This window comes from Gracilimonas sp. BCB1 (assembly GCF_040117685.2).
GTDB lineage: Bacteria > Bacteroidota > Rhodothermia > Balneolales > Balneolaceae > Gracilimonas.
Genome location: NZ_JBEDYP020000003.1, coordinates 38,626 through 60,321, shown reverse-complemented (window position 1 = coordinate 60,321; position 21,696 = coordinate 38,626). Strand labels below are relative to the sequence as shown.

Annotated in this window: 13 protein-coding genes; 1 reads left to right on the top strand and 12 read right to left on the bottom strand. The window is 42.6% G+C overall.

Annotation, left to right across the window (positions count from 1 at the left end; genetic code table 11):
- Positions 1-57: 57 nt before the first annotated feature.
- The 5 genes from ABFW99_RS01715 to ABFW99_RS01695 form a co-directional block, all read right to left on the bottom strand.
- The gene (locus tag ABFW99_RS01715) at positions 58-1,026 is read right to left on the bottom strand and encodes an acyclic terpene utilization AtuA family protein (RefSeq protein WP_440707399.1); all 969 of its coding nucleotides are present in this window, start codon (positions 1,024-1,026) and stop codon (positions 58-60) included.
- Positions 989-1,429 carry an acyclic terpene utilization AtuA family protein gene (locus ABFW99_RS01710; protein WP_440707398.1) on the bottom strand — a complete coding sequence of 147 codons (441 nt, stop codon included), beginning with the start codon at positions 1,427-1,429 and terminating at the stop codon, positions 989-991. The genes ABFW99_RS01715 and ABFW99_RS01710 overlap by 38 nt, the downstream gene beginning before the upstream one ends.
- A gap of 212 nt (positions 1,430-1,641) precedes the next feature.
- Positions 1,642-2,280 (bottom strand): response regulator transcription factor, encoded by a 639-nt coding sequence (locus ABFW99_RS01705; RefSeq protein ID WP_349353190.1) that lies wholly within the window; start codon positions 2,278-2,280, stop codon positions 1,642-1,644.
- 89 nt (positions 2,281-2,369) lie between these two features.
- Entirely contained in the window at positions 2,370-5,285 is a 2,916-nt protein-coding gene (locus ABFW99_RS01700) for a sensor histidine kinase (protein WP_349353189.1), read from the bottom strand.
- A gap of 36 nt (positions 5,286-5,321) precedes the next feature.
- Complete coding sequence (locus ABFW99_RS01695; protein WP_349353188.1) at positions 5,322-5,963, bottom strand: hypothetical protein; 642 nt, start codon at positions 5,961-5,963, stop codon at positions 5,322-5,324.
- 393 nt (positions 5,964-6,356) lie between these two features.
- Between ABFW99_RS01695 and ABFW99_RS01690 the strand changes: the two genes are divergently transcribed.
- Entirely contained in the window at positions 6,357-12,053 is a 5,697-nt protein-coding gene (locus ABFW99_RS01690) for a T9SS type A sorting domain-containing protein (protein WP_349353187.1), read from the top strand.
- Between the two features lie 437 nt (positions 12,054-12,490).
- On the opposite strand, the gene ABFW99_RS01685 is transcribed toward ABFW99_RS01690, so the two are convergent.
- The 7 genes from ABFW99_RS01685 to ABFW99_RS01655 form a co-directional block, all read right to left on the bottom strand.
- The gene (locus tag ABFW99_RS01685; protein ID WP_349353186.1) at positions 12,491-13,114 is read right to left on the bottom strand and encodes a response regulator transcription factor; all 624 of its coding nucleotides are present in this window, start codon (positions 13,112-13,114) and stop codon (positions 12,491-12,493) included.
- 74 nt (positions 13,115-13,188) lie between these two features.
- Complete coding sequence (locus tag ABFW99_RS01680) at positions 13,189-15,168, bottom strand: tetratricopeptide repeat-containing sensor histidine kinase (RefSeq protein WP_440707397.1); 1,980 nt, start codon at positions 15,166-15,168, stop codon at positions 13,189-13,191.
- Positions 15,169-15,401: 233 nt separating this feature from the next.
- Positions 15,402-16,718: an amidohydrolase family protein gene (locus tag ABFW99_RS01675; RefSeq protein ID WP_349353183.1), complete on the bottom strand. Its 1,317-nt coding sequence runs from the start codon at positions 16,716-16,718 to the stop codon at positions 15,402-15,404.
- Positions 16,719-16,733: 15 nt separating this feature from the next.
- The gene (locus tag ABFW99_RS01670) at positions 16,734-18,137 is read right to left on the bottom strand and encodes an amidohydrolase family protein (RefSeq protein WP_349353182.1); all 1,404 of its coding nucleotides are present in this window, start codon (positions 18,135-18,137) and stop codon (positions 16,734-16,736) included.
- 2 nt (positions 18,138-18,139) lie between these two features.
- Positions 18,140-19,507, bottom strand: a complete 1,368-nt coding sequence (locus ABFW99_RS01665) for an amidohydrolase family protein (protein WP_349353181.1) — start codon at positions 19,505-19,507, stop codon at positions 18,140-18,142.
- A gap of 98 nt (positions 19,508-19,605) precedes the next feature.
- On the bottom strand, positions 19,606-20,142 hold the full coding sequence (locus tag ABFW99_RS01660) for a hypothetical protein (RefSeq protein ID WP_349353180.1): 537 nt from the start codon (positions 20,140-20,142) through the stop codon (positions 19,606-19,608).
- Entirely contained in the window at positions 20,143-21,690 is a 1,548-nt protein-coding gene (locus tag ABFW99_RS01655) for a trypsin-like peptidase domain-containing protein (protein ID WP_349353179.1), read from the bottom strand.
- Positions 21,691-21,696 lie beyond the last annotated feature (6 nt).

Here is a 21,696-nt window from a genome sequence, read left to right as displayed (position 1 = left end):
CTTACTTTTTTAACTCTTGCGCAAACCAGTCAGGGTTTGTGCTTTGATGATGATTAATTATTTAATTTCAAATAAAGTGACTTTCGGACTCACTGCATCCTTGTCCAACAAAGCCGGCCAGTAAGCTACCACATCGCTTGCTTTGGGCCGCCCTCCCGCAAAGCCGGTTACACCGCTTGGACCCGTTAAGATAAGAGGTGCTATTTCCATCCCAAAGCGATTTAAATCATTTTTGCTTTTTCCTGAAACCGAGACCCGCATCTGAATTTCATCAAACTCCGCATTCAGGGCTTCTTCTGTTACAGGGGTCTCTGTATTTCCATTAAAGCCAATATATTCTTTATTGAATTCATCGAAATTCAACCCAAGTGCTTCAGCTCTTTTCTCCAGGATTTCAGCACCTTTAACGGCTTTCTTCAGGGCATCGGGCCAGCAGTAAACCAGTGTTGAGGAGAGTTTAAATCCGTCATTATAACTGGCTGATACTTTATAAGTGGGTGTATCGGGTCGGCCTTTTATACCGGTCACTTTTACCCGATTGGCTCCGGCTTCTTCAACCTTAACAGAAGTGAAATCAGCAATTACATCCGGGGTAATATACTCTGAAGGATCCCCGATTTCGTACAACAACTGCTCTTTTACCGTCATCTCACTTACAAGTCCACCGGTGTTTTCGTGTTTGGTAACGAAGAAGTCTCCGTTTGGATACGCTTCAATGATAGGGAATCCTATATCGGTGAAATCGTCCACCTTTTCCCAATCGGTGAAGTTACCGCCCGACACCTGGGCTCCGCATTCTATAATGTGTCCGGCAATGGTCCCTACCGCCATTTTATCGAAATCATCCGCCTCCCATCCAAATTCATGGATCATAGGTGCGAGCGTAAGTCCGGTGTCTGTTACTCTTCCGGTAATGATCACATCAGCCCCGGCCTCCAAAGCTTCTACAATAGGCTGGCAGCCAAAATATACGTTGGCGCTGAGCAGGTCATCCTTTATTTCCGAAATAGGACGCCCATCGTCCATATTTTTCAGCTACATGACCGTCTGCTATCAATTCATCAATATTGCTTAGAATATCATCGCCGTTTACAACCGCTACTTTTAAACCGGTATAGCCTTTTTCTTTGGCTACTTTCAAAATTTCATCCTTACAAGCCATCGGATTCACTCCACCGGCATTGCTGATTACTTTAATTCCGTCATTTTTGATTTCCGGCAAAACCTGTTCTACAACATTCACAAAATCGCGGGCATATCCCCAGTCAGTATTTCTCATGCGCTGCTTTTGCATGATGGACATGGTTACTTCAGCCAGGTAATCCATCACCAGGTAATCGATGGGCCCTTTTTTTGCCTGATTGACGGGTGCATTGGGCAGATCGCCCCAAAAGCCTTGTCCCGATGCGATGCGAATAAAATCTTTCATAAAAAGCTGCGTGGTTTGTACATCTGAAATTCGCGCTGAATATCGGGATATTTTCGCTGCATGTGAAATTAAAAAAGCCCCGTCTTTATCAAAAGACAGGGCTTTAGTGTATTAGGTTAGTATAGTCTGGAAGGACTTACTGCGCCCAAACTAAAAACCACACGTTCCAATTAAACCGCATGATAATGTGGTTCTAACAGAAAACAGGCGTATCAATCGTTGTCAGGATCGATAATATGGCGGGTAATTCCTTTGGCTATGGCTTCGGAACGGGAATGCACTTCCAGCTTTTGGTAAATATTACGGATATGATGCCGGACTCCATCCACCGACAAGAATATCTTTTTCCCTATAGCTGCATACGAACGACCGGTGGCCAACTCTTTCAGGATTTGTATTTCACGATCCGACAGCTCTTCTTCCAAATCCGCTGCCTTTTGAAAAGTGGCGATCACTTTTCGGGCTATATTTGGGGTGATTGGTGAACCGCCTTCATGGGCATCACGAATAGCATGTACCATTTCATCGGGTGTTACTTTTTTCATCAGGTATCCCACAGCACCGGCTTTCAGAGCATCGAAAATATGGTCGTCATCATCATGTACCGTTGCCATGATGATATTCACATCCGGGTGGTTTTCCCGCATGTATTTCACCCCTTCAATACCGGTCATTCCCGGCAGACCAATATCCATAATCATCAAATCCACTTTATTGATGGCATCGGACTCAAAGGCATCTTCACACGAACCAAAGCTTCCGATTACCGTTAAATCCCTTTCATGGTCGATAAAGGTTTCCCATCCCTCCCGCATGTACTCATTGTCTTCTACGATACCAACTTTAATCACGATAAGCCCTTGTTACTTTGTAAGATATTTGCTTCCCTGAATATAGCCCGTTCTACCGAAAAACCTACCACATGCTTATGTGGTCTTAATCAAAGTGGAACTTTCAGCATCCATCGGGTTCCGAAACCTTCCGATGTTTTCAAAGAAATCTCTCCATCTATCTGCTCTGCCCGTTTGTGGATGTTCACCAGCCCGTTCCCTTTTCGTACACTATCCACATCCATGCCTTCACCGTTATCCTGAACTACCAGTTTTAACTCCCCTTCTTCGTACTTCATGATAACATCCAGCTGGGTGGCTTTGGAATGACGTACGGCATTCGTCACCATTTCCTTGAAGATCAGCCACAGGTGTTGGCGCAATTGCATGTCGAGCTTACCGGGGATAAACTCATCGATTTTAAGGCTGTATTCCATCTCCTTACTTTCCAACAAATCTGACGTAAAACGGCGGCACTTGGAAAGAAAAGCCGGCCAGTCGTCATGCTCCGGGTTGATCGCCCACACGATGTCTGTGATTTTCTCTTTAGCGTCATCGGCGCTGTTGGCTATCAAATTAACGAACCGGTTCTTGTCTTTTTTCACCTTGTCACTTTTTATAGCCTCTGCAAAATAGCTGATACTGCTAAGAGTGGCACTAACCTCATCGTGAAGGTCGCTGGCAATGTTATTCCGGATTCGTTGTACCCGAAGAATTTGATTAATCCTGATTTTATAGGCCAGGTACAAAATCCCGGCAATGGTAAACGTATATAACAAATAGGCCCACCAGGTTCGGTACCAGGGGGGTAAAATTTCGAATGGAATAGCATCGGCGATACCTGCTACATCATACACATTCTTACTGCGGACCCTGAACATATATTCCCCTTCCGGGATGTTGGTATAATCTTTTTGGGTTTCGGACGTCCATGTGCTCCAGTCTGAATCAAATCCTTCCAGCTTTACCTGGTACTGGTTGCGGTCAGGGGCCACATAACTGGCAGCTGCATAACTAAACCTGAGCTCGTTATTGGCATAGGGTAATATAATAGGCTGCTGCGGTTCGCCGAAGCCTCCATAAATCAGCGAGTCTCGGTTTATGTAAATACCGGTGATATTGGTTTTGAAGTCAGTGTCATAATTAAAATCGGGCTCTTTCAGGTGAAAAAGCCCGATTGTTCCACCAAACCACACCCCATTTGACTCGCAATTTATCGTATTAATTATTTCCGAAGCGCTTCCTCCGTTGAGTAAACCAAAAGACGATTCATCCAATTTCCATTCTTTTGCTTCTTTAAATATCCTTACAATTCTTAGCCCCCCAATAAACCAAATCTCTGAATCTGAACATTGTTGAAATGTAACTACCTGGTTAGAATTGAACTCAGGGATTTTTGATAGAAAATGTTCGTTACTCATAAAGCTCACTTCTCTTTCAAATTTGTAGAATGAGATTTCAACATCATCCCCCTCTACGGCTACATAAATGTCATTGTTAATACTATCAATTTCATTGTAGAGGTTAATAGCTTCCTCATTAGTTCCGAATGGGATTGATGTCACGGTACCGTTGACAACTAACTGCAAACCTGTTGAAGGGTTTAGTACAAAAAGTGAATCTCCGGTTAACAGTGCATCCCCGGGTGTATGTATATCCGGCAATGATAATTTCTCAAACCGAGATCCATCGAAGTGAATGAGATGAGTTTGATTCACGAATGAAATTCGATCTGTCTCATATTTCGACTTCACCTTTATCAGGTATGGATCATTAATCAGTTTTTCAAAACTTCCTTCTTCGTCAATCTTATACAGTCCGTTACTTGATAATGCATAAAAAAGGTTCTTCCAACTGAATACATGCACTATGCTTTCAGGGGTATCTACTTCTGTAAACTCCATAGTTCGTTCGGGTTGAATGACTTCTCCCCTAAACAATCCAAAAGTTGTATTGACAAAAACCTTTTGGGCATTAAATGCAAAACCGGTTACAATGTCATTCAAACCAGAGGATTCATTATATATTATTAGTGTTTCATCCAATAATAGTTTCTGAATTCCTTTTTGAAGTCCCAGCCAAAGTATTTTTTCTTCATCAAAATAAAGATCATAAACCTGATTAGTCGCCAGGCCATTCTTCTCAGTGAACATTTTTAAGAGTTCACCCTTTTCGTTTATAAAAACTACCCCACCAGAAAGAGTTGCTATGGCATATACACTGTCTGAAATTACTTCAAAATCGTAAATGCGATGTTCTCTCAAATAACCATCGACTTCCGTAATAAATGGTCTGAAAGAAGAACCATCATAATCAATCAGCAGGTTTCCCCAGTCCCCAAACAGCACATGTCCTGGTTTATAATTGTTGGCAATCCAGACGTGCTTCCCAGCAAATATTTCAGAGCCCTTTTTAAAATTAAAGCTGCCCTCTCTATCCAAACTAAATGATACAATACCCCGGGGAGCTCCTATTAAAATTGAATCGGCCATCCTGGCTGAATGTCCCAATATGCCTTTATCTATACCAAACTTAGTCAGATTCTGTCCATCATATTTATTAATACCCCATGAGTGCCTGAAAAATAAGCTACCTCCCTGCTCGTAGGTTTCGAACTGTCCGGGAACCCGTTCCTCTTCTGAATAAAATTTTTGTGAAATAGATTCATAGCTAAAAGAAGAAGTAGAGTCCGGTGCCAGGTATCCAAAATCTGTTGAGCCGCTTGCATAAATTTTGCCTGTACTAGAGGTAAAAATTGAATTTCCCCTGCCGGTTTCGCCTATGTGAGTTCCTTCCCATTCCACCCCATTAAATGTTATCAAACCTGAACCATTACCAATATAAATGAATCCATTAGTATCCTTTGCAGCCGTCCAGTTCTGCACGTGTGAACCATACTCCTGAGGTGAATAATAAGTATGTAATGAAAATCCCTGTCCCAAAGTAGATTCAATACAAAGAAAAGTAATAAAGAACACAGCCACACCTTTTAGACAAAGACTGGCTGTGTTGAATTCTATTTTCAAAAAGACCAAGTGTTTTCTTTAGTAGAAGCTTGAGGTTTAATTACATATTTCGTGAGTTGGGTCACACACATGACCATAGATGTGCTGCACCATCAATGCTTTGTGCGCCTTCATCCCTTCCTTAAAACCCTCCATTTCTTCATCGTATTCAATGTGTTCATGATCTTTCGGAAGTTTTGGAATGCCTTTGTGGAAATAATAATGAATTTCTATTCCCTTGCTGTTTGGCAAAATTTTTGTACTTGTTGAGGTGGGTCTGAAATGTTCATTAAAATTGGTAGTAACCCCTCTTAATTGATAATTACCCTGGCCCAAATCTTTACTCGGAATAACAAGTATTAATGTGACTGGCTGATTATTACCAGATCTTAGTCTTGCTGTATCCATTTGCATTGGTGAATTCTTAACTAATCTGGACATAAATCCGCCCAATCCATCACTTTTTGAGGAAGCACCCTTTCGATTTCCCCCTTTCTGTTTGATAAATACCTCAATTGGAAATTCTAACTTACTAACCAATGAGTCTGGAAATTCAGGGTGCATTAATGATTGTGTTTGCAACAAATCAGAGATCTCTACAGGATCCTGTACATCCATATTTGAATACTGAGCATGTAGTGCTCCTGTTGTAAATACCCCAAAGAATAGAACCAAAAATGCTTTTTGTATTACTTTCATATTGCTTACCCAATTTAGATTTAAAATGTAGAAGAATTAACGAGATTTTCTTCCCGAATCACCGCATAGGTATGTTGTTTGAAGTACGCTGTTAATCCTCAATAAATCAAGGGAAGCCATTTGGTGTGATTAAGAGGCTATGGTAAGCCCTGTTGACTGTTAATTTTATGTTCTGATAATGCAGATATAATTTGACTCATTGGGATAAGATTCACACATTAGGCTCATTATTGATTGAAAACTGCATAAACAGGTGGTGATCAATTAGTATTTTTTCGGTACATATAACATCACATCTAGTCATTTTTACGGGGAGCGAATAAATAAGTGGGTACGCTTATCTCAACTGATTAGGGGTTACTAAACAAACAATAAATAATACAAGGGGTAATCATGAGATCCAGATTTCTACCATTTCTGTATGCTATCTTTATACTCTTTTTGGGAACGCAGTATGCGTACTCTCAAACCGGAGCATTCGAAGCTAATGCCTTTGCAAGTCCTTCCGCTGATGCGATCATAGGGAATGCAAATGTTACATTCGAACTGAATATTCTAAACGCAGTTATTACTGACAGTTTAGATTACGTAGATGTTTTTGTATTTCCACAAGGAGATACATTATCAGCTGCTACCTTAACTCAGTTGGGTACGCCAGGTACTCTGAATGAATTAGCTACAAACGAACAATTCTTAGTTCAGGGTAATGATATAAACGTTGCTCTTGGAGGTTATGATCCAGGGAACTACTACACCATTCAGGTTGATGCCTACACAGATGATGATGGTGTTGGTGGTGGTGCCACTACATTAGAAGAGACTGCATATATTGATGTGTATGTTGATGTAAACGCACCTGTAATTTCAGCATATGGCTTGGACAACTACTCTGTTGATAATGAACCAAGGATAGGTGGCGATACATTACGTTTTAACCTTCAGGATGATTTTCTGGAAGTCTCTAATGACGATTTTGTACTTGATTTGGCTATTTTTGAAAATGGTACTACAGATACTACCTATCAAATATCAGGTACTATTGCCGCTCTTTTGACGGATGGTGTACTTATTGATACTACAATGAATGATTCATTAGACTATGATTTCACTTTCCTGTTAGATATTACAGAGTATGTACCTTCTTCCTCAATTAATGTTGACATAGATCTTGAGGTTACAGATGGAGCAAATAACAATTCTGTAGAAAGTCAGACAGTCGTTATAAACGACAACACCGCACCAACGGTGCAATTACTTACCATTGATGGAGCGGCTCCTACAGCCGATGTTGTTCCTAACGCAAATACAGGAGTTAACACACTCATTTATGACGTGCGGGATACGTATTTAAGTTCAGACAGCTTAAGAGATGACTATAACTTTGACCTTACTTTGTTTGGAGATCTCTTCTCTGGCACTATCGAAGAGCATGAAGACGCCGGACGACTTACCGTTCAGGGTGATACCTTATTTATCTTCAATGTAAATCTTAAGCCTTATACCCAAAGTAACGGCAATATTACGCTTGAGGTTACCGATGCGGCCGGAAACAGCGGGTCTGATACAGATAATATAGATATCATCGATTTTAACACCGATGATTATTACCTGATGCAGCCCTACCCTCATACAGCTTTCAATGATGACCTGACCGTTGAACTTGTACCTAATAAGGAAGGAGAATACACCGGAGCAACCATTCAGCTTTCGAGCGATCCTAATTTTGCCACCACAGATACTACCTATACTCTGGATGATGCCGTTCTAAACGGAGTATTTGATACACCGGCTGATCTTGGGCTTACTGATGGAGGAATGTATTATGTACGGGCCGTTGTTTCTGATGCCGATGGCTCTACGTTCAATACTCGGGCAAACCCGGTTTTCTATGATACGACCGCACCGTCGCTGACTTTAGCTTTGCTTGACGCCATCGATTTTGGTGGAACCGATTACATTACCGGCGATAATACAAGAGTACAGTTCAATTCAACAGACGATGATCTCAATGAATTGGATGTAGATGTACAGCGGGTACTTATTGATTCTACTACAAATTACTTTAACGCAGCTTCGCTGACTGAGTATCCATTCCGCTTCGCTTTCGATTCGGAAGACTATGACGGAGATCTAACCAACGAGTTATTTGATGGAATGTTTGTTTTCAGAGTTATATCAACCGACAATCTGGGCAACCAAAGCATGCCTATGTACTTCCCGGTTAACGTTGATAACGTATCGGCTGATTATATCCTGTCGGAAGTAAACGGCATCGATATCCTTGCTGATAACGCTGACGGCAACTACCCTCCGATTAATGCCGGTGGAGTTCTTACGCTTGAATTCACCCATTATGCCGATGACATAGCCGCTGATGGTGCCGAATTCGAACTGGATTACGGTGGTAATACCATTATTGGAGAAATCACTGCTCAAACATCGGATACCTATACGGTAGAGTTCGCCATCCCGGATAATGATATGGACGTAGATGTGGATCTGACTCCCGGCTCTGGTGATATAACCGTAAACTTTACCGATGTATTTGGAAATGATAATGAGAACTACATTGGTACTCCAAATGTTGGAACTATCCAGATTTTTAATAATGCACAGCCATGGGTAGCCTTACTTGATGGTTTTGCCAACAACACTGTACGTGATACACTTGAACTTGATCTTGACCTGCAAAGCGACCGCGAGCTGGTTGACAGCGTCATGATCCAGTATGGTACGTATAACGAAACGGATACTACCTATTCTGAACTGGTAACCTTACCTGTAGATTCTCTGGACGGAGCCGGTGATTATACCTATCCGTTCTTAACTACTGACTTAGCCGACGGCGATTATCTGCTCCGAACCGTGACGTACGGTTTTGAATATGATCGCTTTGATGGTACACAAGTCACCGTAGCCGATACCTCCTATGCTCTGCGCATTGATAACACGCATAACGGTACAACCGAACGTGTGGCTATCCTTGAGCAGCCGGACAACACCTTACATGGCAGCGAGGATATCACGTTATCAGCTGAAAATGGCGGAGATGCTTACGGTACCCTTTTCGAAGGTAAATTCGTTGCCACCAATCCTATGGTTGAAGATGGTGCTGATACTACATGGGTACTCATCGATTCTGTAACTGCAGAAACCACCGACGGTATCTTTACTACTGATGTAGATGAATTAACACTGGAAGGGTTGTTTGATATCGACAATGTGGAAGGTGTGTTCACATTCCGTGCGGTCGGTTTTGACTCTGCAGGTATTTATCAGAACATTACCGGTAACATGGATGATCCAATGGCGGTAGCTACCATCGAAGTTTTCTACGACGATATCTCTCCATCAGGAACCATTGCCGTTAACGGAATGTCGATTGAGCATCCCTCCTCTCCTGTAAATGCTGATGACTGGGGTTCTCAGTCTTTCACAGACTTCAATTCATGGAGTGGTATGGTAACCATAGGCTTTGAGCTGGATGAAGAAGAGAATGACTTCAACAGAGCCATTTTAGATATCCGAAGAGGTGCGGCCAGAGAGCCCGGAGATTATGATGATTTCCGATCTTCTCAGGATCAAACCATTGCCACTATGACTGGTGCCGGAGCAACATATGAACTGGACGTGGATGAATTAGATCCGGGTGCGGTTTATGTACTTACCATGTATCTGATTGATGACTTTGGTAACCGCTACGAGGCAGGAACCGTTGAATTTACCGCTGTAGGACCAAGAGCACACATTACCGGTTTAAGTGACGAACACGGTGATATTTACGTGCAGGCTACTCCTCATACCCAAACAGCTATTCTGGAGGTTTCTACCGACAGTGGAGCGACCTATGAGCAGGTATCTGTTATTGAAGATGGTGATTTCAGTTACTTCCAAAGTTTTGGATATGATGCCTACAAATATACCAGCATGAACCTGGAAGATTTCCAGTTACCTTTGGGTAACCTGATGTTCAGGTTAACAGCCGGTGAAAATGAAGAGTTGTATGAATCAGAGCATCAAAACTCGACCACTATCATGATCAACCATTCCGAAAGCTCAGATGTACGAGCTAAGGCAGGTCCTGAAGTAAATCAAATGCAGGGTGTCTTCACTCCTATTACTTCAGACGACATTGACCTTTCTCTCTACAGAGCTAAAGGTGAGATCAATGATATCCGGGTTGAAATCGCTCCAATCAATACTAACGATAATGTAAGTCTGTTCCTTTTAGCCGATCAGAATACATTCTCTACTCTTAATAGTCTTGAGTGGGCCATTTTCCCGAGATGGGCTGATTATACCGATAGCGATTGGTTTGGTATTTCCAGTCCGCTTGAAGCTATAGACGGCAACTACCTTGGATTCAAGGATGAAAATGATGCCATACGCCTTGATGATGACGTTGACATTACTGGCGGCGGTAAGTTTTATGCTTACGTTACAACGGTACTACCTACCGGTGAAACCATTATGACCCGTGAAATCATTGAAGTGCAACGAGTAGCTGCCCAAAATGGTGGAATGGTAGTTTCCCAGGATGGTAACTTCATGATTGATATTCAGGAGAATACGCTTGACAAAAACGCCAACCTTATGATTGAGGAAGACCCTTCAAGCTTATTCTTTACACATGCCAGTGAAGCTCAATACGGACAGATTGGTACAGCTTATTACCTGAATTCGTTTACAAGTAATGCTGTACGGGATGGACGAAGAGTTAACTTCTCTATTTCTTATAACCCGGCTGACATCATGGACCTAAATGAGAATGGTTCCACTGATGATGAAATCGCTGCCCTTTGCGTTGGTTTTACCGATGTGGGAGACACTGAGATCAGCTTCCAGGGAATACTTGACAAGCAGATTGACACCGACAATAACATGTTCCATTTCACGATGGAATACCTTCCTACTACGGCCATGCGTTTAGCCTTGGTACTTGAAGGGGCGGTTGTTAACAACCCGGGATCAATGAGAGTAGTTAATACCTCTATTGACAGTGATGTACCATATGTGAATGAAGATCATTTCCTTTCCATCACCGTTTCTGATGATAAGGTAAATAGCTTCAATGAGTACTGGATGATTGTAGATGGCTCCATCATAGGTGCTGATACCTATTCTGCAGACGGGCTGGAAAATGGCTGGAAAATAGTTGCAGACAACGATATTGAAGACCTGAATCTGAATGAAGGTCTGCATACCGTACGGTTTGTAATCACCAACAACAATGGCAACCGCCTGGATATGACTTACGATTTCATAGTCGACAAGAAGAAGCCTGTAATTTCTCAGGATATTCAGTTCGTTGATATGATTCAATCCGGTCATAAGAACACGCTTTCGTTCATTGTCAGAGATGCAATGGCCGGTAACCAGGCAGGGTCCGGAGTAGCACTTGACGAAATCTACGTAGATGTTTACCTGATAGAGCCGGACAAGCGTTACGGAGCATATGATACAGCTTCCGGAACATGGCACTACCGTCAGGATGTCTTCAAGCGATACTTTAAACAGTATAGCGAAGGAGATTTTATGATGGGCGAAGGAAGCCGAAGCGATTCCATGGGCTTGTATTTTGAAGTAGTCTTCAACCAGGAACTGGAAGTTTCAGGCTACGAATTCGTGGTGCATAACGGGGATTTTGTTTTCGATGAAGACTCTCTCGAAATATGCGAAACCGTTTGTAGAGAAGATGACTTCGAAATCGAGAACTATTACGAAGGCGGAATTATGGACAGGGCCTCCAACCAGGCGAATGCAGTTTCATTTACCGTTGGAATCGATCCTACCGTTACTTCGAATGAAGAGGAAAACATCATTCCTGAAAAATTCCATATGGATCAGAACTACCCGAATCCATTCAACCCAACTACTACTATTCAATATGGCATTCCTGAAGCAAGTGATGTTATAATGAAGGTGTACAATACACTTGGGCAGGAAGTAATGACCCTGGTTAACGATCGCAAGAGTGCCGGAACGTACAAAGTACAGTTCGATGCCGCTACCCTTGCCAGCGGTATGTATATATACCGTATCGTAGCCGGAGATTTCGTTCAAACGAAGAAACTGATGCTGATCAAGTAGAACTCAGCGCTCAGTTAAATACATAGTAACTTTAAAGGGCTGCTCTCGGGCAGCTCTTTTTTTATGTCTTTATTTTTAGATGGTATTGTTCCAGCTACAACAATCGGGTTAATGATGCTGATGAGTATAATAGCAGCTAATCACTTATAAATCGGACTGAGCTGTAGCATATAGCAAGGTCTTCTTTTTCATGGTTCTACCTTGCTCCTGTTGGGTAAGCTATATAAACACAAAAAGGCCCGTCATTTCACAGACAGGCCTTTAGCAGTTCTTTAGGTTAGTAAATGAGTAAAACTCAATTTGGTAATTTGTACCCCGAAAACCCAAACCAGTTTTTACTCTGATACGCCACTATGATCGAGAATATTCTTTCATCAAACACTACATACTTATGTAGTATTTGAGTTATTAGGTTTTTTTAATAAATCTCCGGTATTTCAGATCAGTTTATCACGAAGTGCTTTAGCTACTGCTTCACTCTTATTGCTCACTTCCAGTTTATTATAAATATTCCGGATGTGATAGCGAACTCCGTCAACAGATAGGAACACTTCTTTTGAAATACCTTTGTATGAATACCCTTCGGCCAACAATGTCAGTATTCTGACCTCAGCATCTGATAGTTCAATGTCAACATCTGTTGAGGCCTGAAAAGAGCTAATTACCTTTTTGGCTATGTTCGGACTCATGGGAGATCCCCCGTTCTGGGCAATATGAACAGCATCAATTAAGTCGTCAGGAGATATTTTCTTGGACAGATACCCGATGGCCCCATTTTTAAGCGCCTTAAAAATGCGTTCATCATCATCGTGGATAGTCACCATCATAACAGATAGATGAGGAAACTTATCACGGATAATTTTAACTCCTTCTGTACCATGAATTCCCGGCAGCTGAATATCAAGCAGAACAACATTGGCTTTTGCAAGCTGTGTATCTTCAAAGGCATCTTCGCAACTTTCATATTCAGCGATTACACACAAGTCTTGCTCAAAGTCGAGAATAGTTTTCCAGCCTTCCCGCATATACTTGTTGTCTTCGATAATTACAATGTTAATCATGGGGCTGATTTTTAATGCTATATAGCCATTAACTAAGAAAAAGTAACCACCTATTCAGGCAGTTCTAAGGAATTTCAGGAGATACTGAACGTAAAGGTCCATTTCGTTCCTTCTCCCGGAGCTGATTCCAGATCAACGGTACCTTGTATTTGCTCTGCCCTGTACCGGATGTTATCAATACCATTACCTGATTTGAGGCTTTCAGGGTCAAAACCCAATCCGTTATCAACAATACTTAAGAAAACATGATCTCTCTTTTCCTGTAATGTAATCCCAACTTTGGTGGCTTTAGAATGCTTACTCAGATTTGTGATGCACTCTTTATAAATGAGCCATAAATTCTGGCGAAATTGAAGCTCTACCGGAAAGCTGAAATCCTCGTCCATATCAAAACTATACTCAATATCGTTGCTGTCCAGTACATCAGCCGCAAACCGTTTACATTTTTTCAGAAAAACAGACCAATCATCTTTGGATGGATCAATCGCCCAAATTATGTCATTGATTTTCTCTTTGGCCTCCACAGCGCTCTTAGTAATGATGTTAAGGAAGCGTTCAGAATCTCCCCTTTCTTTGTTTACCCGATGAGCTGCTTCACTGAAAAAGCTGATACTGCTTAAGGTTCCGCTTAAATCGTCATGCAGGTCCCGGGCAATCTGATTTCTTGTTTTTTCTTCCTTAAGTAAGTAATACAATCGATAACGGTAAAAAACATAGCCGGTAATCAATATCAACCCCACAATGATCAACATATTCCTCAGCCTGATATTCTCGATCTCCAGGTTGGCGTCCATTAACTGAGCTTCTTTATTCTTAAGCTGATATCGTACAGCTAGCATGGCTTCATTTCGCTCTCTCCTTCTTTCATTAATTTCGTTTTCATGTGTTCGTTGAAGCCGTTCATTAATTAGCGCATTATCCAGATCACCTGTCTTCTCAAAAGCATTAGCTTTTAGTTCATACACCTTTCTCATCATTCTGGACAGGTTGTGTTTCTCTGCTATTTCAATAGCCTGATCTGCATACCTCAGGCTTTCTGAATACTCAGCCTTCGCCAAGTGTAATTCTGATAGAAATTCATACTTTCTAATGTCTTCATTCGGTCGCGAAAAAGGTGTGGGCGGAGCGGTTCTTATAATTCTACCTACAGAATCGGCTTCTTCAACCAAACCCTGATCCAGATAAAGATTGCCAAGCCTCGCTAAATGCGAATTACCAATATTCGGTACCCTGTATCGTGAACTGATAGAAGTAGCTTCCTCCATGAGCTGAGTTGCCCGGGGCAGATCTTCCCGCTGATACATGGAACTCAAATTGGATCGTACCATCGCACTTATAGGCGGAGGTAAGTTTTCATATTCCAGACAGGGACTAAGGGTTGATATTGCCCGATCCATATCATCCAGTTCCATAAAGCTGGTTGCCAGTTTTGACAAGATATTGCATCGATTGGGCGGACTATCCTCATGCTCCAAAAATTTCTCAAACATCTGTATGGCCAAATCGTGAGCACCTACCGTCACATACAAATTTCCGAGGTTGCCGTAAAAGAATTGAATGGGATATTCTACCTGTTCCTCAAGTTCGCTTCGGTAGGAAATGGCGTCCAGATACAGTGATTCTGCTTCCAGGTATTGATCCTTACGTGCATATTGCATAGCCTGAAGGTTCTCCATCATCAGGTACGAGTTATGCTCACCCAGTTCCCGAAGTTTGTCAGAAGCCCTGCTGGCATAGAATATTGTTGAGTCAGCATTCATCAACCGGTAGGCATTAGCGTTCAGGAATGAAATGAAGGCTTCTTTCTTCTCTTCCTGTACCCCTTCAAGTTGGTTTATTTCACCTGCGATCACCAGCAGAGAGTCAGGAGCATTCCGAAAGTATCGGTTACTCATTTCTATGTAGGTTCTCAGTTTATCATCCTGAGACTCAAGCAGCTCTATTTCTTTGCGAATTTCATCCAAACTAAGGGAAGGTGCCCGCTGTTGTGCAAACGATAAAACCGGCAGTAAAAAAAGGATAACTGCTAATAAACTACTAACCTTAAATCTCATACTCATTGCCTGCTTCCATTTCGGAATTCGTCTGATAATCATAGCTATCAGATTGGATGTCAATCCACTTTACCAAACCCGATGTGTTAAATAACACACATTTAATTTTAAACAGCAGAAAATAACAAAATCAACCTTATAAAAAAGTGCTTTAAACGTGTTTAAATAACAAAAAAGCCCATCCTTAAATTAGGATGGGCTTTCCCGGAGAACTATGACCTACTGTTCAAAATTTACTTATTCACAGCATCACGATTCAAAAATTCATCATAGAGCTGTGTGTGACGACTTGTCATCGGGATTTTATACCCCTTAATAAATACCTGTTCAATATTGGTCATAGGCTCCAGCGGATCACCATCAGAGATGAACAAATTCGCTTGTTTGCCTGCTTCCAAAGATCCGAGCACATTATCCACGCCAAATATCTCAGCAGGATTAATGGTCAAAGCTTTAATAGCTTCTTCTTTGCCCAAGCCATATGCCGCTGCATATCCGGCTTCAAATGGAGCGTTCCGGGAGTTCTCGGTGTCGTCAGAGACGATAGCAACTTTCACTCCTGCAGCCGCCATCAAACCGGGATTTTGATATGGGCGCTGGTAGTTGTCATAGTCACGAGCAGGAGTGTAAAGAGTGGTTGTCAGAACAGGGATACCTGCTTCAGCTATTTCATCAGCTACCCGCCAGCCTTCTTCAACGCCGGCAAACACAAAGTTCATGTTTTCATGAGATTTTGTCCATTCGATGGCATCTAGTATTTGCTGCTCTCGGTTAACGGAAATCACAACCGGAACTTCACCTGAAAGTACTTCTCCCATTGCGTCCATTCGAGGATCATAATCCGGCTTGGTTTTACCGGATGGATTTTCATTGTAAGCTTCCATCATTTCATGATAGAATTTAGCTTTTTCAATGAAGTCATTGATCTCTTTAATGTTCTGCTCGTATTGCTTTCTGATCTCCTCTTCCGACCGGTTATCCCACCAGCCTCCTCCCTGAGAAGATGGAAGGTTCAAAATCAGCGCTCCGCTTTTCTTCACAGCCATAGAATCCGGAGAATATCCCCATAAATCCATAACCGCACCTTTACCGGCTATACTTCCCGAACTTGGGCGTGTCATAACTGTGGTAACACCACTAACTCTTGTTACCGGCACAGAAGCACTATGCGGGTTGAAGGCTGTAAAAGCATACATATGAGGGTTGAATTGACCTAATTCCCGGTTATCAACGGTTACGGCAACAGCCGAAACCTCAACCAGTCCTAAAGCTGACCAGCCGTCTATAAACCCGGGATAAACATGCTTTCCTGAAGCATCAATACGCTGGTAATCGTTTGTGATTCTTACATTCTGACCTACCTGGACAATTTCTTCTCCGTCAATCAAAATAACTCCACCTTCAATGGTTCCGTTGGTTACCGTGTGAATGGTGGCCCCTGTGATGGCAAATTTACCAAATTCAGGTTTTTCGGTGATTTGTGCTTCCGCTGTGGCATTTAATCCAAACAGCAGAACAGCTGCAAAAACAAAAATATTGAGTTTCTTCATGATGCTGTCTCCTGTTTAGTTTTGGGAATGGTTATGGGCGGATTGATTCTCCATCAGAATAAAGACGTCCTGAATACAGGAATCTTCTTCGCGGTTATCAACAATACGGCGAAAATTGGACCCGTCTTCAAACTCTGTTCCCGGGTTGATTTGGATGCGCATATCATCGGGATCATTTTCGATATCGAAGTATTTTTTACCATCCACGAATGTCATCACAGCTTTGCTGTAGATACTGAACGGGTGTCCGTCCCAGATTACCACATCACCGTGTTTTCCTTCTTCGATGCTTCCCACTCGATCGTCAATGCCCAGCTGAATAGCGGGATGCAAAGTAATCATTTTCAGAGCATCGTTTACAGAAGTATTTCCATATCTGACTACCTTAGCTGCTTCATGATTCAGCGTTCGCAGCAACTGGTCATTATCACTGTTAATGGAGTTAATGACTCCATTGGCATTCAGAATTGAAGCGTTGTAAGCCGTTGAGTAGTACACCTCGAACTTATACGCCCACCAGTCAGAGAAAACGGAAGTATGTGCTCCATTTTTTGCCAGTTCAGGAGCTACCTTGAACGCCTCATTGGCATGCTGGAAAGTATAATTCTTGACACCATAATCATTGAAAACACGCATCAGCATTAAAATCTCATCAGAACGGTAAGAGTGGCAGTGGACCAGAATCTCTCCCTCTATGATGTCGTTAAGAACTTCATAACGAAGATTTTTAGCCACAGGAACAGGTGGTGTTCCGCGTCCTCGTCGGTCATATTGCTCTTTTGCATTCAGATAAGCCTCTCGTTTCCGTTTGTAATCGATGGCTTCATCGAAGTGACCTCTGATAACCTGCTCAACTCCCATTCGGGTTCGTGGCTGAATGCCGTTACCCTGTCCGTGTACACGGGTTGGGTTTTCACCCAAGGCAAACTTGATGGTTCTTGGTGCATCTTCAAACTTCATGCCTTCCTGGGAAGCACCGTAACGAAGCTTAAGCGTCTCGCCCTGACCTCCAATTACATTTGCTGAGCCGTGCATCAGGTGAATACTTGTAGCACCCCCTGCCAGTGCATGGTAGATTCCTACTTCATTTGGATCTACCGATTCTTCCATGGTTACTTCTGCAGTAACCGGATTTCGGCCTTCATTAATATCCACGCCGTTTAAGTGTGAGTGAGCATCGATAATGCCCGGCATCAGGTATTTACCGGTAGCATCAATGGTTTCAACTCCTCGCGGGGCACGCAGGTCCTTTCCTATTTCGCGAATAATTCCATCACGAATGAGTACATCCGTATCCTCGAGATCTCCGTCAGTAATTGTGATAACCGTTGCATTCTGTATCAGCACTGAGCCTTTGTCCTGAGCTTCAGCTGTAATACAGAAACCAAGGAGCAATAAAAGTGTAATTAGTTTCTTCATCTTTACTCTCCGTTAAATTCGTGAATAGTGCCGTTCGAAATGCTTTGAAGCACCTTCGCTTTATCTTCTGACATGGGTTTATCAAAAACCGAGAAACTGGCATTTTTCCCTTTGGCCATACTTCCCAGCGTGTTATTTAAACCCAGGATGGAAGCCGTATTTGTAGTCATTAGTTTTACGACATCAGCCTCAGACAGCCCTCCTTCATCCATCAAGATGTCCAGCTTTTTGGAAAGATCTTTCAGCTCGAGTCCGGCAGATGCATATCCAACAGAAACACCGGCATCCATCAGTTTCTTGATGTTCGTGACTTCCGCTTTCCATGCAGCCAGTCGTTTATCACGATACTGCTGTTCTTCTTCCGAAATTTCCTCTTTCTCTTCCTCTTCTGCTTGATCAGAGTCTCCCTCTTCTTCCTCTGACTTTTCTTCAGCTTTCTTCATCTTTGAGTACCAATCAGGCGCATCCGTAAAGTCTATACCGGCAAGTACCGGGATGTTTCTACGCTTCAACTCAGCTGCCTGTGCATAAGCTTCCTTACCTGAAACAATAACAGCTTTAAACCCAAATTCATCTTGTAGCTTGAATAATCGCTCCATGTGCTCTTTGGAATCCACTTCGAAATAAAGCGGTGTAGCCTTATTTACCAATGGGAATAGAGCTTCCAGCACTTTATCTCGTTTTGGAGCCGGCATTTCAGGATTCTGAGAGTAGTACTTGATGTGTTGCTGTAAAGCACTCGCATCAAACATAACCTGACGAAACTGAGCCATCACTCCCATCATCGTAGATGGATATGCTCCGTTACCCCATCCTCCGGGGGCTTCATCAAAAGAACCGGCCAGCGCCATGCTTTCCTTCAATAAACCAACATTATCAGATTCTGGTGCCAGATAAAAGATTTCTACCTGTCCGGGCAGCATGTAACCGTTCGGATAGAGAGCCGCTGCCGTGAAACCGGCTTTCATTCCTGCTTCAAAAGCTTTGTCGTCTTTTAATAAATTACTTGGCTTCCTCTCGGGCTGAATACCAGCACGGTCATAGGGCGGGTCTCCGGGGTTGTCTAATGACTCCAAATTTCTTGGAAGATCGGGACTTCCCCAAATAGAAAACCCATCAATAAACCCGGGATAAACATGGAGACTATCTCCTCCATCTATCTCAAAAGCATCAAAGGGAATGTTTACGTTTGTTCCAACGGCTTCAATAACCCCAGCCCGCCAAACAATAGTGGCTGACTCGGTTACGGATCCATCGGCATTATGAATAGTAATGTTTTTTAGCGCATGTGCGGGTGAGGTCTGAGCAAATACTCCCTGCAGACTCGTACCCAAAAACAAAAACGCCAATAAAAGAATGTGTTTTCTCATAGCACCTGTACTGATTATGGTTTTAGGTGCCGAAATAACTGAATTAATTAGGTATTAAAAAAGGCGTGCCGATCTAAATTTTGTAAATATTATACCCATTAATTCATCTCATCTGCATAGGCAGCAGAAGAGCTGATTATTTGCCAGTAGCCGGACTTTCCGGAAAATGCTGATTTCATAAGTTGATCAAAAGCCGATTTGGTAATCGAGACTCTGGCATACCCTCTGTATTTGCCCTCATCAGAGCGGGAAACTCCATTCGAAAGGCTTGCTGCTTCCTGCACCTGATTGTGAGCGTTACGTAAGGTGAGAATGAAGTCAGAATTTGATACCGTTGCATTTCCTTGCTCTTCCAATACAGCCCTCACATCTTCCATTTTGTAGGCTATAGCACTTTCAAGGTTTGCCCGGGCCTGCAGCTCTGCGTTCGCAATGGCTACTAAGGAGTCGGCTGAAATTGCGGTTGCAAAACCGTGAAAAGAAGTTGAATCAGTATCAAAATCAGCGGTGCTGTACCAGGTCGGGTACATGGATAACGAAGATGAGGGAACGGAGGCTTTTTCTGAGGAGGAACAGGCTGCAAAGCCTATTAAAAGAGCGGACAAGAATACAGGTACCTTTAAAAAATGGGTCATTTAATTTCTTTTTAACTCGATGAAACCGCGGGCATCTTCTTCATTTATGATTTCCAGCGTCACCGATCCTTTTTCATTTAAATATCGGCGCATAAGTTCTTCTAAACTGGAGAGATCTTCAACCTTTTCTTCTCCTATTTTTATAATCTGTTGATCTTGCCGAAGTCCCCTGTTCCATGCTTCTGAATATTTGTAAACCTGATCAACAATTAAATCAAACTTTTGAGCATTTTCTGCTTTGGCAAGTGCCATCACCCGAAAGCCTAAATCAAATTCCTGGTACATCACCCCTTCATTATTTCCTTCCGGAATTTCTCGGGGATCAATTGGGATTTCGTTGGATGATATTTCCGGAATGTTTTCGGACTCCAGTAGCTTAAGCTTCACTTCCTTTTCCAGCTCTCTTCCGTTCCGAAGTATATTCAACTTTACTACTTCTCCCGGACTCATAACTGCTACTTGCTGCTGAAGCTGATTGGCTTCATAAACCTCTTTACCATTTACACTGAGCACCACATCACCCGGAATAATACCGGCCTGAGAAGCAGCTCCGTCCTGTGAAGTACTTAAGATTTCAACTCCCCTGACAGTTTCCATTCCTTTTTCAATGGCCCGATCATAATTAACACCGGCAATAGATACCCCCAACAGAGCACGGCGAACCTGTCCGTATTCAATCAGGTCTTTGGCTACTTTAATAGCCAGGTTGCTTGGGACAGCAAATCCATATCCCTGATAAGCGCCGGTTTGAGATGCTATCGCCGTATTTATCCCAATCAGCTGTCCACTTGTATTAACCAATGCTCCGCCACTGTTCCCTTTGTTAATTGCAGCATCAGTTTGAATAAAACTTTCGATTCTCATTCGATCATCTATAATCTGAACATCCCGACTAAGGGCACTCACAATACCGGCTGTTACCGTTGATCTTAACCTAAACGGGTTCCCAATGGCCAGTACCCATTCCCCAACATCCAGTGTTTCTGAATCTCCAATAGTTACCTTGGGTAAATTCTCGCCATTTATTTTAATAACGGCCAAATCCGTACTCGCATCAATACCAACTACCTTTGCAGGATATTCCCGTTTGTCGTTAAGTACTACCCTCAGTCCTTTCTCAACTGCGCCATCAATTACATGATAATTGGTTAGAATGTATCCGTCAGTGGTAATCAAAACACCTGAGCCAACTGTTCGGGCTCGTCTGGGCATCAAGCGATCCCAAATGCTTTCGCCGTCATCTTCCTCTCCGTCAAATTCATGACTTTCATCTTGTGGGATAGCTTCATCTACAGGCACAATGGCTTCTATATATACTACGGTCGGTGTAACTTCTTCGGCTATCTTTTTAAACAGAAATCGTGCATCAGCTCCTTCCAGTTCCTTGTCTGTAATGAAAGGTTCATTGCTTTGGGTGATTTCGGTAGTCCTTACTTCTGCAAGAGGTGCCAGTTCCTCGTTAATGGTATACAGCGCAATCAGCGTGCCGGCGGTAATGCCAATCATTATCAGTAATATGGCTGTGAGAATTAAGTCTTTACGTTTCATAGAATC